This is a genomic window from Mycobacterium sp. NGS34 (assembly GCF_059812845.1).
Map to the genome: position 1 here is coordinate 1 of NZ_JCALDM010000015.1, position 21,879 is coordinate 21,879.

General features: G+C 69.2%; 19 protein-coding genes. 9 read left to right on the plus strand and 10 right to left on the minus strand.

The window, feature by feature from the left end:
* The 9 genes from AC5Y7V_RS26080 to AC5Y7V_RS26120 form a co-directional block, all read right to left on the minus strand.
* Positions 1-808: crotonase/enoyl-CoA hydratase family protein (locus AC5Y7V_RS26080; RefSeq protein ID WP_499882941.1), on the minus strand; the 808-nt coding region annotated here is incomplete at its 3' end.
* The gene (locus AC5Y7V_RS26085; RefSeq protein ID WP_499882942.1) at positions 805-1,950 is read right to left on the minus strand and encodes a thiolase family protein; all 1,146 of its coding nucleotides are present in this window, start codon (positions 1,948-1,950) and stop codon (positions 805-807) included. The genes AC5Y7V_RS26085 and AC5Y7V_RS26080, both read right to left, overlap by 4 nt.
* Positions 1,951-2,137: 187 nt before the next feature.
* Entirely contained in the window at positions 2,138-3,622 is a 1,485-nt protein-coding gene (locus AC5Y7V_RS26090) for an aldehyde dehydrogenase family protein (protein ID WP_499882943.1), read from the minus strand.
* 91 nt (positions 3,623-3,713) lie between these two features.
* Entirely contained in the window at positions 3,714-4,931 is a 1,218-nt protein-coding gene (locus tag AC5Y7V_RS26095) for a cytochrome P450 (protein ID WP_499882944.1), read from the minus strand.
* Positions 4,931-5,869: an SDR family oxidoreductase gene (locus AC5Y7V_RS26100; RefSeq protein WP_499882945.1), complete on the minus strand. Its 939-nt coding sequence runs from the start codon at positions 5,867-5,869 to the stop codon at positions 4,931-4,933. Before AC5Y7V_RS26100 ends, AC5Y7V_RS26095 begins: the two co-directional genes overlap by 1 nt.
* Positions 5,862-6,998 carry a spirocyclase AveC family protein gene (locus AC5Y7V_RS26105; protein WP_499882946.1) on the minus strand — a complete coding sequence of 379 codons (1,137 nt, stop codon included), beginning with the start codon at positions 6,996-6,998 and terminating at the stop codon, positions 5,862-5,864. The genes AC5Y7V_RS26100 and AC5Y7V_RS26105 overlap by 8 nt, the downstream gene beginning before the upstream one ends.
* Complete coding sequence (locus AC5Y7V_RS26110; protein ID WP_499882947.1) at positions 6,998-8,116, minus strand: ABC transporter substrate-binding protein; 1,119 nt, start codon at positions 8,114-8,116, stop codon at positions 6,998-7,000. Before AC5Y7V_RS26110 ends, AC5Y7V_RS26105 begins: the two co-directional genes overlap by 1 nt.
* Before the next feature lie 82 nt (positions 8,117-8,198).
* Entirely contained in the window at positions 8,199-9,059 is an 861-nt protein-coding gene (locus tag AC5Y7V_RS26115) for a CbbQ/NirQ/NorQ/GpvN family protein (RefSeq protein ID WP_499882948.1), read from the minus strand.
* Between the two features lie 31 nt (positions 9,060-9,090).
* Positions 9,091-10,788, minus strand: a complete 1,698-nt coding sequence (locus AC5Y7V_RS26120) for a nitric oxide reductase activation protein NorD (RefSeq protein WP_499882949.1) — start codon at positions 10,786-10,788, stop codon at positions 9,091-9,093.
* A gap of 113 nt (positions 10,789-10,901) precedes the next feature.
* On the opposite strand from AC5Y7V_RS26120, the gene AC5Y7V_RS26125 reads away from it, so the two are divergent.
* From AC5Y7V_RS26125 to AC5Y7V_RS26150, 6 genes are all read left to right on the plus strand, one after another.
* Positions 10,902-11,876: an SDR family NAD(P)-dependent oxidoreductase gene (locus AC5Y7V_RS26125; protein ID WP_499882950.1), complete on the plus strand. Its 975-nt coding sequence runs from the start codon at positions 10,902-10,904 to the stop codon at positions 11,874-11,876.
* Between the two features lie 45 nt (positions 11,877-11,921).
* Complete coding sequence (locus AC5Y7V_RS26130) at positions 11,922-13,067, plus strand: acyl-CoA dehydrogenase family protein (RefSeq protein ID WP_499882951.1); 1,146 nt, start codon at positions 11,922-11,924, stop codon at positions 13,065-13,067.
* Complete coding sequence (locus AC5Y7V_RS26135) at positions 13,064-14,149, plus strand: acyl-CoA dehydrogenase family protein (protein ID WP_499882952.1); 1,086 nt, start codon at positions 13,064-13,066, stop codon at positions 14,147-14,149. Before AC5Y7V_RS26130 ends, AC5Y7V_RS26135 begins: the two co-directional genes overlap by 4 nt.
* Positions 14,149-14,796 (plus strand): nitroreductase family protein, encoded by a 648-nt coding sequence (locus AC5Y7V_RS26140; RefSeq protein WP_499882953.1) that lies wholly within the window; start codon positions 14,149-14,151, stop codon positions 14,794-14,796. The genes AC5Y7V_RS26135 and AC5Y7V_RS26140 overlap by 1 nt, the downstream gene beginning before the upstream one ends.
* Before the next feature lie 99 nt (positions 14,797-14,895).
* Positions 14,896-16,200 (plus strand): TetR/AcrR family transcriptional regulator, encoded by a 1,305-nt coding sequence (locus AC5Y7V_RS26145; RefSeq protein ID WP_499882954.1) that lies wholly within the window; start codon positions 14,896-14,898, stop codon positions 16,198-16,200.
* A 78-nt stretch (positions 16,201-16,278) separates the two neighbouring features.
* Positions 16,279-17,121, plus strand: a complete 843-nt coding sequence (locus tag AC5Y7V_RS26150; protein ID WP_499882955.1) for an SDR family oxidoreductase — start codon at positions 16,279-16,281, stop codon at positions 17,119-17,121.
* A 60-nt stretch (positions 17,122-17,181) separates the two neighbouring features.
* Here AC5Y7V_RS26150 and AC5Y7V_RS26155 read toward each other — a convergent pair whose 3' ends face one another.
* Positions 17,182-17,508, minus strand: coding sequence for a hypothetical protein (locus tag AC5Y7V_RS26155; RefSeq protein WP_499882956.1), 327 nt, complete (start codon positions 17,506-17,508; stop codon positions 17,182-17,184).
* Positions 17,509-17,717: 209 nt separating this feature from the next.
* Between AC5Y7V_RS26155 and AC5Y7V_RS26160 the strand changes: the two genes are divergently transcribed.
* The 3 genes from AC5Y7V_RS26160 to metE all read left to right on the plus strand — a co-directional run bounded on the left by AC5Y7V_RS26160 (position 17,718) and on the right by metE (position 21,851).
* Entirely contained in the window at positions 17,718-18,398 is a 681-nt protein-coding gene (locus AC5Y7V_RS26160) for an SDR family oxidoreductase (protein ID WP_499882957.1), read from the plus strand.
* Positions 18,395-19,342 carry a cytochrome P450 gene (locus tag AC5Y7V_RS26165; protein ID WP_499882958.1) on the plus strand — a complete coding sequence of 316 codons (948 nt, stop codon included), beginning with the start codon at positions 18,395-18,397 and terminating at the stop codon, positions 19,340-19,342. The genes AC5Y7V_RS26160 and AC5Y7V_RS26165 overlap by 4 nt, the downstream gene beginning before the upstream one ends.
* 235 nt (positions 19,343-19,577) lie before the next feature.
* Complete coding sequence (gene metE / locus AC5Y7V_RS26170) at positions 19,578-21,851, plus strand: 5-methyltetrahydropteroyltriglutamate--homocysteine S-methyltransferase (RefSeq protein WP_499882959.1); 2,274 nt, start codon at positions 19,578-19,580, stop codon at positions 21,849-21,851.
* The last annotated feature ends 28 nt before the right edge of the window (positions 21,852-21,879 follow it).

The following is a 21,879-nucleotide window of genomic DNA, read 5'->3' on the forward strand; positions in this document are numbered from 1 at the left end:
GCGCCTTCCAGACCGGCTCCCGCTTCTCGGCGAACGCCAGGGGGCCTTCCTTGGCGTCCTCGGACCGGATCAGGGTCCGCATCTCGCGCACGGTGCGCTCCCAACCGGGTTCGTCGCCGACGATGACGCCGTCGTCGACCCCGTAGGCGATGCGCTTGCTGGCCTGCACGGACAGCGGCGCGTTGGCGGTCACCCGCGCCGCCAGGGCCAGCGCGGCCTGCAACACCGTGCCCTCGGCGACCACCTGGTTGATCAGGCCCCATCCAAATGCGTCGGCCGCGGTGATCGGTTCGCCGGTCAGCAGCAGCTCCATCGCCACCTTGCGGGGCAGCTGGTCCATGATCCGGAAGACGCCGCCGGCGGCCGCGATGAGCCCGCGCTTGACCTCCGGCAACCCGAATTGGGCCCGCTCGTCGGCCACCACCAGGTCGCTGGCCAACGCGAGCTCGGTGCCGCCGCCGAACGCGGTGCCGTTGACCGCGGCGATCGTGGGCTTGTCGATGAAGTGGTGCACGTAGCCCGCGAAGCCCCACTCGGGGTGGTCGGGGTGATACAGGTTCTCCCGGCGCGAGATCGCCTTGAGGTCGGCCCCGGCGCAGAACGACTTGTCGCCGGCGCCGGTGATGACCACCGCCCGCACGTCCGGGTCGTGCTGCGCCTGCTCCAGGGCGTCCCCGACGCCGATGCTCACGGCCCCGTTGACCGCGTTGCGGGCCTCCGGCCGGTTGATCGTTATCACCAGCACGTTGCCGCGAAGCTCGGCGAGGGCCCCCGGCTGGCCGCTAGTAACTTCGGCGCCGTCGGTCACAGGAGTTCGACGATGGTGGCGTTGGCCTGGCCGCCGCCCTCACACATGGTCTGCAGGCCGTAGCGAATTCCCTTGTCCCGCATGTGGTACAGCAGCGTGGTCATCAACCGCGCACCCGAGCCGCCCAGCGGGTGGCCGAGGGCGATGGCGCCGCCGTTGGGGTTGAGCTTCTTCTCGTCGGCCCCAATGTCTTTCAGCCACGCCAGCGGGACGGGCGCGAACGCCTCGTTGACTTCGTAGGCGCCGATGTCGCCGATGGACAGCCCGGATTTCTTCAGCGCCTTCTGGGTCGCCGGGATGGGCGCTGTCAGCATGATCACCGGGTCGGCGCCGGCGAGCACCGCGGTGTGCACCTTGGCGATCGGCGTGAGGCCCAGTTCCTTGGCCTTCTCGGCGGACATGAACAGCAGTGCGGCCGAGCCGTCGGTGATCTGCGAGGAGTTCCCGGCGTGGATCACGCCGTCCTCCTTGAAGGCGGGCTTCAGCGACGCCATCTTTTCCATCGGGGTGCCGCGGCGAATGCCCTCGTCCTTGAGGATGACGTTTCCGTCCTGGTCCTTGATGCCGACGATCTGGTCGTCGAACGCGCCGGAATCCTGTGCGGCGGCGGCCTTTTCGTGCGATCCCAGGGAGAACTCGTCGAGCGCGAGGCGGTCGAAGCCCCACTGCTCGGCGATCATCTCCGCGCCGATGCCCTGGTTCGGCGTGCGGTCGTAGCGGGCCTTGAAGGCCTGCGGGTACGGGTTGCCGCCGTTGGCGAGCGACGATCCCATCGGGGTCCGCGACATCGACTCGACGCCGCCGGCGACGACGACGTCGTAGTGCCCGGCCACCACGCCCGCGGCGGCGAAATGGATGGACTGCTGGCTCGACCCGCACTGGCGGTCGACGGTCACGCCCGGGACCGTCTCGGGCCAACCGGCCGCCAGTACCGCGGTGCGGCCGATGTCGAGGGACTGCTCACCGGCCTGCATCACGCAGCCCCAGATGACGTCGTCGACGATTCCCGGGTCGATGCCGGCCTTGTCGACCAGCCCGTTGAGGACCTGCGCGGACAGGTCGGCCGGGTGCACCCCAGCCAGGCCTCCGTTGCGCTTCCCGAGCGGGGAACGGACGGCCTCGACGATGACGGCTTCAGGCATGGTGATGTCTCCTTTGACTGGGTCCCTTCCGACGATTGTCAACCAAGGGGTTGGACGGGCCGAGGCCGGGGGTGGTCGAAGTGAGGCCGACCCCCGGGGCCCCAGAGCGCCGAGATTGCCGCCATGGTCGCGAATGCGCGAAAACTACGGCCCTGACGGCAATCTCGGTATCTTGGCCGGCCCCGGCCTAACCGGCGGGATACCCGACCGACTTCACCTCGGTGTACTGGTCGAACCCGGCGACGCCGTTCTGGCGGCCCACCCCGCTGTACTTGTACCCGCCGAACGGGGTGTCGGCGCCGTAGGGCGCTCCGCCGTTGACGCCCATGAAGCCGGCCCGGATCCGGCGGGCCACCGCCAGCGAGCGCTCCAGCGAGCCCGACATCACGTTGCCGGCCAACCCGTACTTGCTGTCGTTGGCGATCCGGATCGCGTCCTCCTCGTCGTCGAACGGGATGACGGACAGCACCGGCCCGAAGATCTCCTCCTGGGCGATCGTCATGGAGTTGTCCACGTTGGTGAAAAGCGTTGGGCGGACGAAGAATCCCTTGTCGAAGCCGGTGGGTGCGTCGGGCCCGCCGACCAGCGCGGTGGCGCCCTCCTCGACTCCCTTCCGGATGTAGCCCATCACCCGGTTGCGCTGCACCTCGGAGATCACCGGGCCGCACAGGGTCCCCGGGTCCTGCGGGTCACCGCACGTGACGTTCTCGTAGATGCTCTTGAGGATCTCGACACCCTCGTCGTAGCGGGACCGCGGCAGCAGCATCCGGGTGGGGTTCGCGCAACCCTGGCCCGCGTGCATGCACGGCGCGATGCCGATCGCACAGGCCATCCCGAAGTCGGCGTCCTCCAGGACGATCGTTGCCGACTTGCCGCCGAGCTCCAGGAACAGCCGCTTCATGGTGGCCGCACCCTTTTCCATGATCCGCTGGCCGACCACGGTGGAGCCGGTGAACGAGATCAGGTCGACCTTGGGCGACAGCGTGAGCTCCTCGCCCACAAAGTGATCCGACGCCGTGACGACGTTGACGACACCCGCCGGGATGTCGGTCTTCTCGGCGATCAGCCGGCCCAGCCGGGTCGCGTTGAACGGCGTGTTTGGCGCCGGCTTGAGCACCACGGTGTTGCCGGTGCCCAGCGCCTGGCCGAGCTTGTTGATGGTGACCTCGAACGGGAAATTCCACGGCACGATCGCGCCGACCACGCCCACCGGCTCCCGCCAGACCTTGACGGTGGTGTTCGTGCCGGTGAGGCTGATCACCCGGTCTCCGAGGTCGGTTTCCCACGCGTACTCGTCGATCAGCCGGGCGGGGTACTTCAATCCGTCCTGGAGCGGGGCGTCCAGCTGCGGGCCGAACGTGATGGCCCGCGGCGAGCCGACCTCCAGGATCAGCTCCTCGCGCAGCTCCTCCTTCTCGGATTCGATCGCCTCGTGCAGCTGCAGCAGGCAGCGCTTGCGCAGCTCCCGGTTGGTCGACCAGTCGGACTCGTCGAAGGCGCGCCGGGCGGCGTCGATGGCCCGGTGCATGTCCTCCTTCGACGCGTCCGCGACCTCACCGAGCGGCTCCTCGGTCGCGGGGTTGATGTTGGTGAAGGTGCCGGCGCGGCCGTCGACGAGCTGGCCGTCGATCATCATCTTGGGCTCGAAGCGGACCTTTACAGCCTCGGTCATGTTTGTCACTCTCTTCTGAGTCGTTTGAGGGGCTACTGAGAGCCTTACCGGAAACTAGCCGATTGACAAGGTGCAACCGCCGCCGGGCTGGTCACCGGGGGTCGAAGAGCACCGGCAGCGACGTCGGCGACCGGAAAACCTGCCCGCGGATGTGCGGGTCGTCCCCGTCCGGATCCAGCCGAAGGTTTCCCAGCCGGTCGAGCAGCAGGTTGACGGCCGTCCGCATCTCCAGCCGAGCCAGGTGCATGCCGAGGCACACGTGCACGCCGTGGCCCCACGCGAGGTTCGGCTTTTGCTGCCGGTGGATGTTGAACGTGTCCGGGTCGGGATAGCGATCTTCCTGGCGGTTGGCCGAGCCCAGCATCGGCATCACCGTCGCGCCGGCCGGGATCGCCACCCCGCCGAGTTCGGTGTCGCGGGTCGCGACCCTGGTGATGGTCAGCAGGGGCGGCTCCCACCGCACGCCCTCCTCGATGGCCTGCGGCAGCAGCGACCGGTCCGCGCGGATGGCATCCAGCTGCGCGGGATCCGACAACAGCCCCAAGAGCAGGCTCCCCAGCGCCCGGTAGGTGGTCTCCACGCCCGCGGGCAGCAGCAGCCGCAGGAACGAGAAGATCTCCTCGTCCGCCAGCTTCTCGCCGTCGATCTCGGCCGCACCGAGCGCGCTGATCAGATCGTCCTTCGGTTCGGCCCGGCGGGCCTCGAGGATGGGGGCGAAGTACTCGCACAGGGCGGCCGAGGCCGCAAGCCCGCGCTCCGGATTCATCAGCCAACTCAGCAGCGAAATCGACCACCGCTGGAACTGTGGGTAGTCCTTTTCCGGGAGGCCCAGCAGGCCCGCGATGATCTGGCTCGGGTAGTCGAAGGTGAACTCCTTCACCAGGTCGGCCTTGCCATTCGGGGCGAAGTTGTCGATCAGGCTGTTCGCCACGCGACCGACCAACTCGTCCTGCCAGCGCGCTAACGACTTCTGCGAGAACGCCTTTGACACCAGCGAACGCAGCCGGCCGTGGATCGGCTCGTCCATCCCGAGCATCACCCCTTCGCCCAGCACCGGGCCGAACGCCGCGATGACGGCCGACGACGAAAACGTCTCGTTGTCGCGCAGCATCTGCTGGACATCCTCGTGGCGGTACACGATGAACATCGGCAGCGACTCCTCATGTGGCAGCGCTCCCGAGGTCTCGAGCCGCTGCACCGGCTCCTCGCGGCGCAGCCGCGCCAACTCGGTGTACGGGTCCCGCACGTCACCGGAGATCGCGTCGTCGAAGGCGCCGAAGTCCTCCAGATCGTCGAAAAGCTGTTCCACTACTGCTCCTTCGATTTGAAGCGCCGCAACACCGACATCACCCGTTGGCTCGCCGTCAGCGGCCACGCCCCGCCCCGCATCGAGCCCTGTTTGGGGATGCCCAGCACGATCCGCGACAGGTGGTGCATGCCGGCAGCGGGAAGGATCCTGTTGGCGGCCAACAGCATTGACGCATCCAGCCCCACGCCGCGGCGGCGGAACGGGCGCCGGTCGTCGAGTGCGGTGAGCAGTCCGTCGGTGAAGCGTTCGGGCGGCCGGGCAAAACTGATCGCGAAGCGCCCGCGGGTGTTCATGGTGTTGTGCAGCCGGGCGTACGGGCCGCCGAAGTCGCGATTGTCGGTGGTGCCCGCGTCGGTGATGATCTCGGTGTCGTACATGCCGGCCACCAGGACGGTGACCCCGAGGCCGAAGGGCGCGATCTCGCACGCCATCGACTCGCCCCAGCGTTCCAGCGCTCCCTTGGCCGCGGCGTAGGGCGCGGTGCCCGGTTGGCCGCGCACGCCGGCCGCGCTGGACACCAGGACGATGCGGCCCTCGCCCGCGGCCCGCATCGACGGCAGCAGCGCCTGGGTGAGCGCGACCGGGCCCATGACGCTGGTGGCGAACATCCTCTGCCACAACGCCATATCGGTTTCCTCCACCACGCCCGCGGCGGAGATCCCGGCGTTGTGCACGAGCGCGTAGGGGGCGCCGACGGCTTCCTCGATCGCCTTGGCGGCCGCGGCGATCGACGCGGCGTCAGTCAGGTCGAGCTGGACCCCGATCAGCCGATCGTCATCGGGTGTCGCGCCGGTTGCCTCGCGCAGCGGCGGCATTCCGTTGTCGGGTGTCCGCATGGCCGCGACGACGCGCCACCCCGCGCCGTACAGGCGCACCGCGGACGCGAACCCGAGCCCGCGGGACGCGCCGGTGATGACGACGGTGCGGGGCTCAGCCATTCTGGCTCGGGGTCGCACAGGCGCCTTGCCCGGGCGGTGGCGGGTCGACGCGCGGCCGGCCGTTCGGCTCCCCGCTCGCCCACGTCGACCAGATGCCGACCGAGTACGGGCCCTGGGCGCCGGCCTTCTCGTAATAGCCTTGTGGGTCATACACTTTCGCTTCCGGATACGGCCACGGGCAGGCCACCGAGGTCGCGGCGTGGCTGGCCTTGATGACCCAGAACCACGCGCCGTAGGCGAAGTAGGACACGTTGATGATGGCGAACATCACCAGGAACGTGCCGAGCACCGGACGGCCGGGGAAGATCCTTGCCTTCGCGGCCAGCTTCTCCGCCACGGATTTACCGGTGTCGTCGCGATAGCAAAGGATCGCCGCGGGCACCATCACGAACGTCACCGAGAACGACTCCCAGATCAGCGGGAACTGGAAGGTGGTGCCCGTGAACACCGACCCCCACGGAATGACCTGCGAGTAGATGTACATGCCCATGTGGACCAGCTGGATCTCCAGCCAGGCATCGAAGACGAAGCCGATCGCGCAGGTCAGCACGCCCAGGCTGACCAGCGGGTGCCGCGACACGAAGGCCGTCGGCCCGTACTTGGCCTGCAGTTTGCGCAGGATCCAGACGGCCGGGAAATAGGGCCCGAAATAGAAAGTGACGTAACCGAATACGACGAACGGCTCGACGGTCGGCGACAGCGACACCAGCGGCCACGACTCCGGCCAGTGGATGAGGTCGGGGTTGTAGACCGCGAACGGGGACCAGTTCATGATCGGGTCCTGCCACACGATCAGCGTGGTGCACAGGAACATCAGCATCACCGGGCTGCCCGGGTTGCGCCGCCAGCCCCGGACGAACACCACCAGCAGCACCAGCAGCATGATCACGGTCGAGATGTGCAGGAACGTGATGTAGTCCAGGCCGAAGACGAACCGCACCGGCCGCGGCCGGCCCTGCACGTTCGGGTTGGCCACCCGCGGGTCGAGCGCGACGCGGCAGTTCGCGATGAAGAACAGCGCGAACGCCGCCAGCGCCGCGCCGGCGATCCAGCCGCCCCAGCCGCGCTTTTCAGGGCGCGCCGCCGACTTCTCTTCCGCGACGGGTGGTGTGGACTGTTCCGTCGACATCAGCCGTCCTCTCCGAAGCGATCGACCAGGCGCGAGTTGGTGCCGTCGGCGTCGAGGGTCCGCGCCACCAGGTAGCCGGCGCCCATCCACGCCCGCCTCGTCCACTTGCCGAACGACACCCGGGTGCCGGGCGCGCCCGAGGCGGCGGGCAGCATCTTCACCCGCTCCAGCGCCTCCTTGACGCCGCGCGGGCTGAGCGGGTGGGCGTCGGAAAACGCGCGCACGAGGGTGGCGGCGACATCCCGGTTGACGACCGGCACGCAATATTCGGGGCGGCTGCCCTCGTACCTGGCGGCGTAGCGATCGAGGAAGTCCTGGCCGACCCGATTCGCCTCGTCGTACTGATCGACCCCGATCCAACCCATGAACGCTTTCCACATGATCGGGTTCACCCACGCGTTCTGGAAAGCCGTGGTGGTGAAGCGCGGCGGGTCCCAATCGACGGCCTCGAGCGCCGGGTTGACGAACACGATCCCGAAGCCGAAACCCAGGTGCACGATCGCTTCGGCCTTGGCGTCGTGCAGGGTGCGCACGGCCTCGTTGATGTCCTGCGCGGTCTGCGCGATCGCCGCCTCCGCGACGATGCGGATGCCCTTGCGCCGGCAGGCACTTCGCAGATTCCTCAGGTAGGTCTCGCCGATCAGGTTCTGCTCGACGAGCACCCCGATCTCGGCGAGCCCGCGTTTGGCGACGAGGTCCGCGATGAAGATCGGCTCGTCGGTCAGCGAACCCTGCGGGAAGGAGAAGGTCCATTCGCCCAACCAGTCGTCGGTGCCGGTGACGCTGATCGCGGGCACCTTGAACCGCTCCTCGATCGCTTCACGGGTGGGCACGCAGTTGTCGGTGATGTGCGGGCCGAACACCACCAGGCAGCCCTCGTCGACGAGCTCCCCGAAGGCATCGATGACCGCCTTGACCGATCCCTTCGGCAAGCCCTCCACCTCGCGGTAGATCATTTGCACCGGGCGATCGATCAGGCCCTGTTCGCGGGCTTCTTCGAAGACGAGGTCGAAGCACCGCGTGAAACTCGCCAACAGTTCCTCGGGGAATCCCGGTGGCAGCCTGAAGTCCATCAGGTAGCCGACCTTGATCGGTTCCGCGGTGCTTTCGTAGGACATCTGACCTCCCGGGTGGCATACCTACGCGCCCGATTTATAAACCTAATATTTGTTCTGACCCTAGCGACGGTCGTTTGTAGCGTCAATCGGCGGGGCCGCCGGGCCCGCCGGTTCCGCCCAGATAGATGTCGATCATCTCGGCCAGGCCCTGCCCCACCGCGACGTCGTCGGTGAGCGGCCCGGCGATCGCGGCCCGCGCCGCTTCCCGCATCGTCAGGCCCTCCACCACCAGCCGGGCCGCCGCGATCAGCACGCGCGTCGACGCGACCTCGCGCAGCCCGCCGGTCTCCAGCCGGCGGATGGCCTGTCCGAAACGCACCAGCTCGGCCGCGGTGGCACCGTCCACGCCGGCCTCGTGCGCGATGATCGACTCCTCGACATCGGCTGCGGGAAAGCCGAATTCGATGGCGACCATCCGCTGGCGTGTCGAGTCCTTGAGGTCCTTGAGAACGCTTTGATAGCCCGGGTTGTAGGACACCACCAGCCCGAACCCGGGCGCCGCGTCCAGCGTGACCCCGAGCCGCTCGATGGGCAGCTGGCGGCGGTGGTCGGCGAGCGGATGCAGCACCACGGTGGTGTCCTGCCGGGCTTCCACCACCTCGTCGAGATAGCAGATCGCCCCCTCGCGCACCGCGCGGGTCAGCGGTCCGTCCACCCACACCGTCTCGTCGCCCTGCAACAGGTACCGGCCGACGAGGTCCGCGGTGGTGAGGTCGTCGTGGCAGGCGACGGTGATCAGCGGCCGGCCGAGGTCGTGGGCCATCGCCTCGACGAATCGCGTCTTGCCGCAACCCGTCGGCCCCTTCAGCAGGAGGGACAGCCCCTGGCGGTACGCCGCCTTGAAGGTGGCCTCTTCGCCGCCGATCGCCTTGTAGTAAGGCCGCACCATCTCAGCCTCGGGAACCGCGCCGTTCCGGTAACCAAGCCCGGACTCCTTGGCCATAGCCTTCCTTCCCACCCACGTTGACCGGAGCCTATCCGGAACAGATGTTTGTTTCAACGACTCGGCGGCGGACCTCGGCCGAGCGCAGCGCGGACCGGAACAGCGGCCCGATGACACCGGCGAGTTGATCCGGGCGCGCGATCGTCGCGTGCGCGGCGCTGCCGAACACCCTGCGCAGCGAGCGCATGTCGGTCCCCGCACCCATCGTCAGGCACACGCAGCCGGTGCCGCGGCGGCGCGCCTCCAGCAGGGCGCGGCGTGCGTCCGCGGCGCCGTAGGGGCGCTCGTATCCGTGGTCGTACGCGAGCCCGTCGGACAGCACCACCAGCAGCCGCCGTGACGTGCCCCCGCGGGCCTCGATGACCGCCGAGCCGTGGCGGATGGCCGCGCCGAGGCGGGAGAAGGCACCGGGTTCCAGGCTGTTCAGCCGCCGCATCACCAGGGAGTCGAGGTGGTCGTCGAATCGTTTGACGGGCACCATGCTGACCGCGCGCCGGCCCTGCGAGTAGTAGGCGTACAGCGCGACGCGGTCGCCCAGATCGTGCAGCGCGACGGCGAGGTTGGCGACGGCCGATCGCTGTTGCTCGTGCACCGTCCGCCCGACCGTTCCGGGCTCCGCCGCCGACCCCGACACATCGAGCAGGAGCAACACCGAGAGGTCGCGCCGGCGGCGCAGGCTGTCGAGGTAGACCGCCTCGTCGGGCACCGACCGGGCCAGTACCTCCACGCGGGCCTCCACCGCCGCGTCGATGTCGATGTCGTCGCCCTGCGACTGGCGGTGGCGGCGGTGCAGGCCCATCCCGAGGCGGGACAGGGGGCGCCGCACGCCGATGGCACCGTCGATCGCCTGGGTCGCCGAGGCCTTGATCGTCGGCTCGACCTCTCGCACCGTGCACCACGCGGGCCGGTAGCTCTTGCGGGCGAAGTCCCATTCGGGATACGTCACGCCGCCACCGGGCGCCGGGGCGCGGTGGTCGGCGCCGTCATCGGACGTGGACGCCAGCGAGGCGACGGCGTGCGGCCCGCGTTTCGCCGAATTCGTCCGGTGCGTCGGGGTATCCGCGCCGGGCGGTCCGCCGCCGCTGCCGGTCTTGCGCGCGGACGACAGCATCTTCTTCAGCCACTTGCCGATGAAGCCGCCCCCGCCGACCGGGCTGGTGAACAGGTCCGGGTCGTCGGAATCGTCGGTGTGCGCGTCGTCGAGCTCCGCGAGTGGCCGCGCAAGGCCGCGCGGCACGTGCGGTGGATTGGCCTCCTGTTGTTGGGCCGCCCGGGAAGACATGGCCAGCAGCTTGCCCGGGCGGAGCACGCCGAACTCGGGCGGCGGATCGTCGATGGCTTCTCGTCCCCCGGCGAGCGTCAGCGACGCGGCGGGCGAGTCGGTGCGGCTCGCGATCTCGCGGCTGCCCAGCGCCGCCAGGGCACCCGGCAGCAACGCGCCGTTGGCCGCCAGCGCGCGATGGCCCTCGACGGCCAGATAGCGCCTGGCCAGCCGGGGATGCCGAACCAGGGGCCGTACCGCGTCGGCCTCCAGGCTGCCGGCCGCGATCATCGAGGCCTGCACGGCGATCGCTGCGAGGGCCCCGATGGCGCCCACGTGGATCGTCTGGCCGTCCGTCCACGACGCTTCACCCGGCCGCAGTTCTACGACCGCGACGGGGCGGCCCGCGAGTGCGGAAGCGAACATGCCGAGGGCCCGGGATCGGTCGCCACGCGCGTCGTTCCTCATCGGCCCCCGCATCGGTGCAGCTTGTTGACCAAATATCTGTTCCAGCGTAGGGTCCGGTTCCGCCCGCGGTCAATCGCGCCGGGCGGTCGGTCGTACTTATCAAGGAGCGCACCATGATTGACTTCACTGACCGGGTGGCGGTGGTCACCGGCGGCGGGCGCGGGCTCGGCCGGTTGTACGCGCTCGACCTGGCACGGCGCGGCGCCGCGGTGGTGGTCAACGACCTCGGCGGCTCGATGGGTGGTGCCGGGGCCGACGCGCGGGTCGCCGACGAGGTGGTCGAAGAGATCACCGCGGCGGGCGGGACCGCCGTGGCCTCCCATGACTCGGTCGACAGTCCCACGGGTGGGCAGGCGATCATCGACGCCGCCGTGGGCGCGTACGGGCGGCTCGACACGGTCATCAGCAACGCGGGAATCTTCGGGACCGTGCCGTTCGAAGACCTTTCCCCCGAGGAGTGGACGCGGATGCTGCGCGTGCACCTCGACGGCGGCTTCTACCTGTCCCAGCCCGCGTATCGGGTGATGAAGAACAACGGGGGCGGACGATTCGTGTTCATCTCGTCCTCCGCCGGCATCTTCGGTCAGCCGATGGAGGCCCACTACGCCGCGGCCAAGGCCGGCCTGGTCGGGTTGACCAACGTCATCGCCATCGAGGGCGCAGCGCACGGAATATTCGCCAATTCCGTTATGCCGACCGGCTTCTCGCGGATGGTCACCGAGACCGTGGGCGACGAGAAGTTCCTCGCCGAGTCCGGCTTCATGCGGGCCATCCGGCCCGAACTCGTCGTGCCGCTGGTGACCTTCCTCGCCAGCACCGCCTGCACGTTCACCCACCGCAACTATTCGGCCGCCGCCGGGCGCTACGCGCGGGTGTTCGTCGGCCTCAGCGAGGGCTGGCTGGCGGATGCCGAGAGCCGGCCGACCGCCGAGGACATCGAGGCTCACCTCGAGCAGATGTCGGCCACGGAGAGGTTCATGGTGCCCACGTCGATCGTCGACGAGGTGCTGGAAGTGTGTGAGCGGCGCGGCATCAGCGCGATGCCCGGCAACGCCGACGTCGCGTTCCCCGAACCTCGCGAGGGCTGACTGCATAGTTGACCTAATATCTGCTCCAACGTAGTGTCCGGAAAAATGGACTTCTCCTACCCCGCCGAAGTGGAACGGTTCCGCACCGAGCTGCGGGACTGGCTGGCGGCGAACCTGACCGACGAGCTGGTGGCGGCCCGCCGCCCGGCCGGGCGCGACGACGCGGGGATCGAGTTGTTGCGGTCCTGGAGCGCGACGATGGCCGACGCGGGGTGGGCCGCCGTGTCCTGGCCGCGCGAATATGGGGGCCGCGGGGCGACCGTCCTCGAGCAGCTCGTCTACACCGAGGAGACCACCCGCGCGCGGGCGCCCATGCCGCTCAACGTCATTGGGATGAACAACATCGCCCCCGCGATCATGCAGTACGGCACCGAAGAGCAGAAGAAGACGCTGCTCCCCCGCATGATGCGCGCCGACGACATCTGGTGCCAGGGAATGTCGGAGCCCGAGGCCGGAAGCGATCTCGCCGCGCTGCGCACGCGGGCCGTGCGCGACGGCGACGAATTCGTCGTCAACGGCCAGAAGATCTGGACCTCGCTCGGGCATCGCGCCCACTGGTGTCAACTCTACGTGCGCACCGATCCCGACGCCCCGAAGCACCAGGGGATCTCCTGCCTCATCGTCGACATGGCGCTGCCCGGCATCGAGGTCCGCCCCCTCGTAACGCTCAACGGCGACACCGATTTCGCCGAGGTGTTCTTTCGCGACGTCCGGGTGCCGGCCGATGCACTGCTCGGGCCGCTGAACGCCGGCTGGCAGGTGGCCACCACCACGCTGAGCCACGAACGCGCCGGGGCGGCCCGGCTGTACGCCGAGATGCAGATGCGGCTGGAAGAGCTGGTGGACGACTTGGCCGCGCACAGCGACGCGCTGCAAGACCCGCTGGTACTGCGCCGCCTCGGCGAAATCGCCGTCCGCATCAAGTATCTCGAGGTGCTCTGCCAGCGGTCGATCTCGGCGACGCTGCACGGCGGCGACCCCTTCGCTTCGGCCAGCCTCGCCAAGACCGTGTGGGGGGAGATCGGCCAGGACATGGCCGCCCTGGCTTTCGACGCGCTCGGCAGCCACGGCGCCGGCGCCCCGTGGGCGAACTACCGCCTCACGTCGCGCTCGCTGACCATCGCGGGCGGAACGACCCAGATCAACAAGAACATCACCGCGCAGCGCGTGCTGGGACTGCCGCGCCGATGAACCTCGAACTCACCGACGAGCAGGTCGCGCTGCGCGACACCACGCGGCGCTTTCTCGCCGAGAAGGCCCCGATTTCGGGGCACGTCCGGGCGCTGCTCGACGACCCGACCGGTGTCGACGAGGCGGTCTGGCGCGGCCTGGCCGACCTCGGGGTGACCGGGCTGCTGGTGCCCGAGGAACACGGCGGGGCCGGGATGACGATGGTCGAGGCGGGCGTGGTCGCCGAGGAGCTCGGCGCGGCCCTGCACCCGGGGCCGTGGTTGTCCAGCGCGGTGGCGTCGGCGCGCGCGCTGACGCGCATCGCCGGCAACGACGGTGGCGCAACGATTTTGGCCGGGATCGCCGACGGCAGCACCGTCGCGACCGTTGGCTTTCCGTTCGAGGGTGCCCCCGTCGCGGCGGCCGGGCAGGTCCTGCGGGGCAAGATCGCCGGCGTGCCCGATGCGGCGGCGGCCGACACCTTGCTGGTGCTCGCCGAGGAGCCCTCGGGCGTCGGGCTTTTCGCGCTGAGGACCGAATCCTCCGGGATTTGCGTGACGCCCGAGCGCGGTATCGACCAGACCCGCAAACGTTTTCGCGTCGAGCTCGACGGGGCGCCCGCGCACCGGCTGGCCGCGGCCGCGCCGGACGACGTTGCGGCCGCGATCGACGACATCCTCATCGCCGCCGCCGCCGACGCGCTGGGCGCCGCGCGAGCGGTCATGCAGCTGGCCGTCGAATATGCAAAGGTGAGAAGGCAATTCGGTCAGGTCATCGGCTCGTTCCAGGCGGTCCAGCACCTGTGCGTCGACATGTACGAGACCGTCGAGCTGGCCCGCAGCGGTGTGATCCACGCGCTGTGGGCCGCCGACAACGCCGGCGCGGAGGTACGCCACCTCGCCGCGCTGCGGGCCAAGGCGTTCGCCGGGCGACTGGCCACCGTGGGCGACACCGCCATCCAGGTGTTGGGCGGCATCGGCTACACCTGGGAGCACGACGCCCACCTTTACCTCAAGCGGCTACTGAGCTGGAGCGAACTTCTGGGCGGCCCCGACCGCTACCTCACCGAAATCGGTGCGCACCTTGCGAAACGGGGCATGTGATGGACATCGAATACCTGCTGACCGCAACCCGTTCGGCCCGCAAGTCGCTCGACCTCGATGCGCCCGTCGACATGGGGGACATTCGCGATGGCCTGCGCATCGGCATGCAGGCCGCCAACGGGTCGAATCAGCAGTCCTGGCGGTGGCTGGTGGTGACCGACCCCGCGACGCGGGACAAGATCGCCGAGCTGTACCGCGAGTCGTACCTGCTTCGCGTCGGCGGGCAGCTGCTGGCCGACCTGCTGCCCGCCGGCACCCCGGAGAGTCGCATCATGTCGTCGACCGAATGGCTGGTCGAGAACATGGCGCGGGTGCCGGTGCTGGTGATCCCGTGCTACGAGCCCTACCTGCCCCGCATCGACGGCGACGAATCGTTTCACCGGGCCACGCTGTACGGCTCGATCTTCCCGGCCGTGTGGAACTTTCAGCTCGCGCTGCACACCCGCGGTTACGGAACCTGCATCACGACGCTGCACCTGCACCGCGAGGCCGAGATCGGCCGGCTGCTGGGCATTCCCCCGACCTACACGCAGGGCTGCCTGCTGCCGGTGGGCCGCCTTCGGGCCGGGCACACTTTCCGGCCGGCTCGTCGGCGCCCCGTCGACGAGGTGGTTGCGCGCGACGCGTGGGACGGCCCGCGGCTTTAGAATGGGCCCCCAGATGGCAGCGTCGGCGCTCTGTGCAGCGGGTTTGTTCGGCCCGGTCTGATAGCCTCTAACAAAGATTTGGTTCGGGCGGGAGGACGAATGCGCAGGGCCGCGAATCCGGCCAAAGCCCGCTCGCCTCTGGCCGAGCGGCCGAGCGCCGACGACTCCGGCACCCGTCGAACCGAAATCCTGCAGACCGCGGCGTCGTTGATCGCGTCCTCGGGGTTGCGGACCTCGCTGCAGGAGATCGCGGACGCGGCCGGCATCCTCCCCGGCAGCCTCTATCACCATTTCGAGTCCAAAGAGGCGATCCTGGTCGAGCTGACCCGCCGCTATCAGGAGGACCTGACCCGGATCGGGCAGGCCGCCCAGGCCCGGCTGGACGAGCCCGGTTCCCGACCGGCCGCGGAGCAGATCGTCGAGCTGGGATCGGCGATCGCCAACTGCGCCGTGCGGCACGGGGCCGCCCTGCAGATGTCGTTCTACGAGGGCCCGGGCGACGACCCCGAGCTGATGAAGCTGACGCAGCAGGCGCCCACGGCGGTCCAGCAGGCGATGCTGCAAACGCTGCGCGCCGGCAGGTGGAGCGGCTACATCAAACCCGACATCGACCTGCCCACTCTGGCCGACCGCATCTGCCAGACGATGCTGCAGGTCGGGCTCGCCGTTATGCGCCACAATTCCCCGGCCGACCAGGTCGCCGGGCTGTTGTGCCGAATCATCTTGGAGGGCTTGGCGGCCCGGCCGCCCACCGACGCGGCGTTGAACCGGTCCAAAGCCTTCGCGGCCGCAAACGGCGTCATCGGCACGTGGGCCGACGACGGCGACGCGGATCCCGACGACAAGGCGGCCCACGTCCTCGCGGTGGCGCGAACCGAGTTCGGCCGCAAGGGGTATGAGGTCACCACCATCCGGGACATCGCATCCGCGGCGGGGCTGGGCACCGGGACCGTCTATCGGGTGATCGGGTCCAAGGACGAACTCCTCGCGTCGATCATGGAGTCCTTCGGCAGGAAGGTGGAGGCCGGTTGGGTGAGCGTCCTGCGCTCGGACGCCACGGCGGTCGAGAAGCTGGACGCGCTCAGCTGGGTCAACGTCAACGCGCTCGATCGGTTTTCCGACGAGTTCCGGATTCAGCTCGCGTGGATGCGCCAGTCGCCACCGAACACGCCGAACCCGGGCTGGTTGTACGCCACGCGGCTGCGGCAGATGAAATCGCTGCTCTCGGAGGGCATCCAGGCGGGACAGATCCGCATCGACGCCCCGTCCACGGCGATGCTGGCACGATGCGTCATCGGACTGCAGTGGATACCGGAGAACATCCTGCGCGCCATCGGCAAACGCGCCGCACTGGTGCACGCCCGGGACACGGTGCTGCGTGGCGTCGCGGTCCGCGGCAAGTAGGTATTGAAACCCGATAACTGTTACCCATACAGTTGGGCAGTTAGAACCGCGTTGGCAGTGAGCGAGAAGAGGATTTCCATGACTATCGTCGATCGGTTGCGTTACGACGGCAAGCGCGCACTCGTTGTTGGCGGCGCGACCGGCATGGGCGCCGCGGCGGCCAAGTCGGCGGCCGAACTCGGCGCCGAGGTAATAGTGATGGACTACGCGCCGGTCAAGTATGACGTCGCCCAGGCGATTCAGGTCGATCTCCGCGACCCCGCCTCGATCGACGCCGCCCTCGCGCAGATCGACGGGCCCGTGCATTCGCTGTTCTCGGCCGCCGGGATCGCCGACGGAACGGTAGACCTGATGAAGATCAACTTCATCGGGCACCGCTACATCATCGATCGACTGCTGGAAAAGAATCAGCTGCCGTCCGGCTCAGCGATCTGCTTCATCTCCTCGGTCGCCGGCATGGGCTGGGAAAACGACCTGGACCTGCTGCTGGAGTTCCTCGAGACGCCCGACTTCGATGCGGCCGTCGAGTGGGTGAAGGCGCACGAATCCGAGGGCATCATTCACTACGGCACCAGCAAGAAGATCGTCAACACCTATGTCGCGACGCAGGGCATTCGCCTTCTGAAAAAAGGCATCCGCATCAACGCGATCTGCCCGGGCCCGACCGACACCCCGCTGGCCCAGGCCAACGCCGACCTGTGGCTGACCTTCGCCCAGGACTACCGCGACGAGACCGGCTCGAAGGTGCACACCCCGGAGCAGATGGGCGACGTGATGGCGTTCCTGAACAGCGCCGCGGCCTTCGGCATCAACGGGATCACGGTGCTGGTGGACTACGGGCACACGATGGCGTCGCTGACCGGCGCCTACCCGCCGGGCAAGCCGATCATCGATCTGATCATGGGGCGCGTCAAACTCTAGTGGCGATAGGTGACGGGTCAGTGCTGCTGACTCACCATCCCCCAGGCTGCCCGCGCCTCGTCAGGGGGCGCACCCGATGACACGGCACGTGGGGTTGTCCGGTAGCGGTGGGGGATTCGTTCCGTCGTAAAGATCGCTGGGCAGCTTGCCGTCATAGGGAACATTGCCCTTCCCGTTGACCCAGTAATAGGTGTGGCAGACATTCCAGTCCCAGTTGTAATGGGGGCCCGGCCCCGTGGGGTAGGTGATGGGTTCCCCCGGGCACCAGTGATGCGGGCCGGGTCCTTGCGCCTGGGCCGTGCCCGCGGCCAGCCCGCCGCCGGCAAACAGCAACGTCGCCGTTGCCAGCCCTGTGATTCCCCGTCGTAACGTGCGGGTGCTGTTCATGTCGCGTTCTCCTTGTTTCATTGCGGCCTTCCCCGGCGCTCGGCGGACGACGCCGGATCGGGCGTTACCGCACTTTTGCTGACTCAAAGGTGCACCGCGCGCGTTGCTACCGATCCCAAACGTCGCGCTCTGACCGACGCACCTCGCGTCGACTTCACGACGGACCGCTTTCTCACAGTGACCCAGTACACGGCGGGTACGGTCGGGCCATGGCACGAGTCATCGTCATCGGCGGCCACGGCAAGGTCGCCCTGCAGCTGGCCCGCATCCTGACAGGAGCGGAGCGACCCGGAAGAGACCGGGTGACTTCGGTCTTCCGCAACCCCGACCACACCGACGACGTCACCGCGACCGGCGCCGCGCCGGTGGTGGCCGACATCGAGCGGCTGGACACCGGCGCACTGGCCGGCGTGCTGGCGGGTCACGACGCCGTCGTGTTCTCCGCCGGCGCGGGCGGCGGCAACCCGGCGCGCACCTACGCCGTCGACCGCGACGCGGCGATGCGGGTGATCGATGCCGCCGCGGCGGCGGGCGTCAGGCGGTTCGTGATGGTGTCCTACTTCGGCGCGGGGCCGGATCACGGTGTGCCGAGCGAGAATTCGTTCTTCCCGTACGCCGAGGCCAAGGCGGCGGCGGACGCGCACCTGCGCGCCAGCGACCTGGATTGGACGGTGCTGGGGCCGGGCCACCTCACCCTGGGGCCGGCGACCGGCCGCATCGTCATCGGCAGGGGCAAGGGCGAGGTCTCGCGGGCCGACGTCGCGCTCGTGGTCGCCGCGTCGCTGCACGACGACTCGACCGTCGGCCGCACCATCGAATTCAACAACGGCGCCGACGGGACCGGCGTCCCCATCGCCGACGCACTGGCTGACCAGGGACAGGGCACGTGAAGCTTGCCGAGTGCCCGGTCTTTCCCGCCGAGGCGGGAGCGGCCCTGAGCACGGACCGCGGCGTGGGTTGGCGCCTGGCGCGACAGGCCGGCCCGGTTCTGCGGGATCCGTCGGGTAACTGGGTGTTCGTCGTCGGGCGCGATGAGGTGTTGGCGCATCTCGACGACGCGCGGCTGGATCGCGCCCGCGCCCTTCCCGAGAGCGATCTCGACGTTCACCAACGGCTATTCGCGCCGAAAGCCGCTCACGACATAGCCGCTGCGTTCCGCCCGACCGCCGCCGCGCTGATCGATCGTTTGGCCGCCGCCGGTGGCGGGGACGCGGTGGCCGAGGTGACCGCGCCGATGGCGGACGCGCTTTTCGACATCGTGTCGCGCCTGCGGCTGTTGCCCGCGGAGCACCTGGCCGGGCAGTCCGGCCACGTCTTCGCCGAGGCGTGCCGCAACCTGTTCAAACACGCCGGCTGGCACTTACTCGTGCTGGCGGGCGACCCCGAATTGTGCGACGCGCTTCGACGCCACCCCGAGCTGATCCGCGGATTCGTTGAAGAGGTCCTCCGGTTGGAGCCGATGGTGCAGGGCTGCCAACGCTTTACCACCCAGCCGACGACCGTCGGCGGGGTAGAGCTGCCCGCCGGCATGGTGGTGATGTTGTGCATCGCCGCGGTGCAGCGGGACGGCAGCGACGCCATGTCCACCGACGATCTCGTGATTGGCGTTAGGGCGCACCGGCATTGGAGCCTGGGTGCAGGGTCCATGCGTTGCCGTGGCGGGCACATCGTCCGGCAGGTGTTGCGCGTGCTGGTCGAGGAGTGGGTCGGCCGGGCCGGGCAGTTGGCGCCGGTTCCCGGCTTCCTGCCCGCGGCCGGATTCCCCCAGACCGAGAGCTCTCTGTGGCTGCCGGAGCTGCCGCTGGTCGCCCGGCCATCGAGCGAGGCATGTTAGGCATGCGTCGCGAGAGGGAACCCGGTGGGAGTTCGGGACCGCCCGCAGCGGTGAGCAGGAACGACCGCCGTCACACGCACTGATCGAAAGATCGGTGTGCGCCGCCGGGCCCGGCTCGCTCGTCGCCTCGTGGAATGGGCGTTTGGTCGTTGCCGTTGCGGTTTGTGTGCCGCGACGGACTCGGCTGTATGCGTCCGCCGGCGGTGATCCACCCGTCGAGTGTTAGGACGAAGAAGTGACCACCTCGCCACCATTCACCGCCACGGTTACCGGCTCCCCCCGCATCGGCCCGAACCGGGAACTCAAGCGCGCCACCGAGGGCTACTGGGCCGGGCGCACCGACCGCGCCCAACTGGAGTCCGTCGCCGCCTCGCTGCGCCGCGACACGTGGACCCACCTGGCGTCCGCCGGCCTGGACTCGGTCCCGGTGAACACGTTTTCCTATTACGACCAGATGCTCGACACGGCCGTGATGCTCGGCGCGCTGCCGGTGCGCGCCATCGAAGTCGCCGACGAGCTGGACCGCTACTTCGCCCTCGCGCGCGGCAACGACGACATCGCGCCGCTCGAGATGACGAAGTGGTTCGACACCAACTACCACTATCTGGTCCCCGAGATCGAGCCCGCGACGCGGTTCGCACTCCACCCGGACAAGGTGCTTTCGGAGCTGAAAGAGGCTCTGGAACAAGGGATTCCCGCCCGGCCCGTCGTCATCGGCCCGATCACGTTCCTGCTGCTGAGCAAGGGTATCAACGGCGGCGGGGCGCCGATCGAGCGGCTCCGCGAGCTGGTGCCGATCTACTCCGAGCTGCTCTCGCTGCTCGCCGAGCACGGCGCCAGGTGGGTGCAGTTCGACGAACCCGCCCTGGTGACCGACATCTCCCCCGACGCGCCCGCGCTGGCCGAGGCCGTCTACGCCGCGCTCGGCGCGGTGAGCAACCGGCCCGCGATCCACGTCGCCACCTACTTCGGCGACCCGGGCGCGGCGCTGGCGGGGCTGGCCCGCACGCCCGTCGAAGCCATCGGCATCGACCTGGTGGCCGGTGCCGGCACCGCGGTGGCCGGCGTTCCGGAACTGTCCGGCAAGCTGCTGGTGGCCGGCGTCGTCGACGGACGCAACGTCTGGCGCACGGACCTGGAGTCGGCGCTGGCCAAGCTGGCCACCCTGCTGGGTTCGGCTGGCGGCGTGGCGGTTTCGACGTCGTGCTCCACCATGCACGTGCCGTATTCGCTCGAGCCCGAAACGGGGCTGGACGACAACCTGCGCAGCTGGCTGGCGTTCGGGGCCGAAAAGGTAAGCGAGGTGGTCACTCTCGCGCGCGCCCTGCGGGACGGGCGCGAGGCCGTCGCCGACGAGATCGCGGCGTCCGACGCGGCCGTCGCCTCCCGTCGCAGCGATCCACGGCTGCACAACGCCAAGGTTCGTGAACGGATCGAGGAGATCATCGCGTCGGGCACGCACCGCGGCGACGCGGCCGAACGCCGCGCCAGCCAGGAGGCGCGGCTGCACCTGCCGCCGCTGCCGACCACCACGATCGGCTCGTACCCGCAGACGTCGGCGATCCGCAAGGCGCGCGCGGCTTTTCGGGCCGGCGAGATCGACGAGGCCGAGTACGTCGCCAAGATGCGCAAGGAGATCGCCGACGTCATCGCGTTGCAGGAAGAACTGGGTCTGGACGTGCTGGTGCACGGGGAGCCCGAGCGCAACGACATGGTCCAGTACTTCGCCGAGCAGCTGGAGGGCTTCTTCGCCACGCAGAACGGCTGGGTGCAGTCCTACGGCAGCCGCTGCGTGCGGCCGCCGATCCTCTACGGCGACGTCGCGCGGCCCCGCCCGATGACCGTCGAGTGGATCGGCTACGCGCAGTCGCTGACCGACAAGCCGGTGAAGGGCATGCTGACCGGGCCGGTCACGATCCTGGCCTGGTCGTTCGTCCGCGACGACCAGCCGCTGGCCGACACCGCCAACCAGGTGGCGCTGGCGATCCGCGACGAGACGGTGGACCTGCAGGCCGCGGACATCGCGGTGATCCAGGTCGACGAGCCCGCGCTGCGCGAGCTGCTGCCGCTGCGCCGCGCCCAGCAGGAGGACTACTTGCGTTGGGCCGTGGCGGCTTTCCGCCTGGCCACCTCCGGCGTCGCCGACTCGACGCAGATCCACACCCACCTGTGCTACTCGGAGTTCGGTGAGGTGATCGGTGCGATCGCCGACCTGGACGCCGACGTCACGTCGCTCGAGGCGGCCCGCTCGCACATGGAGGTGCTGGACGACCTGAACTCGGTCGGCTTCGCCAACAGCGTGGGCCCGGGCGTCTACGACATCCACTCACCGCGGGTGCCGAGCGCGGGAGAGATGGCCGAGTCGCTGCGGGCGGCCCTGAGAGCCGTGCCGCCGCAACGGCTTTGGGTCAACCCCGACTGCGGGCTGAAGACCCGCAACGCCGACGAGGTGACCGCGTCGCTGCGCAACATGGTCGCCGCGGCGCGGGAGGTCCGGGCCGGGGCGTGACCGCGAACGTCGCGCTGGCGCGTCGTTC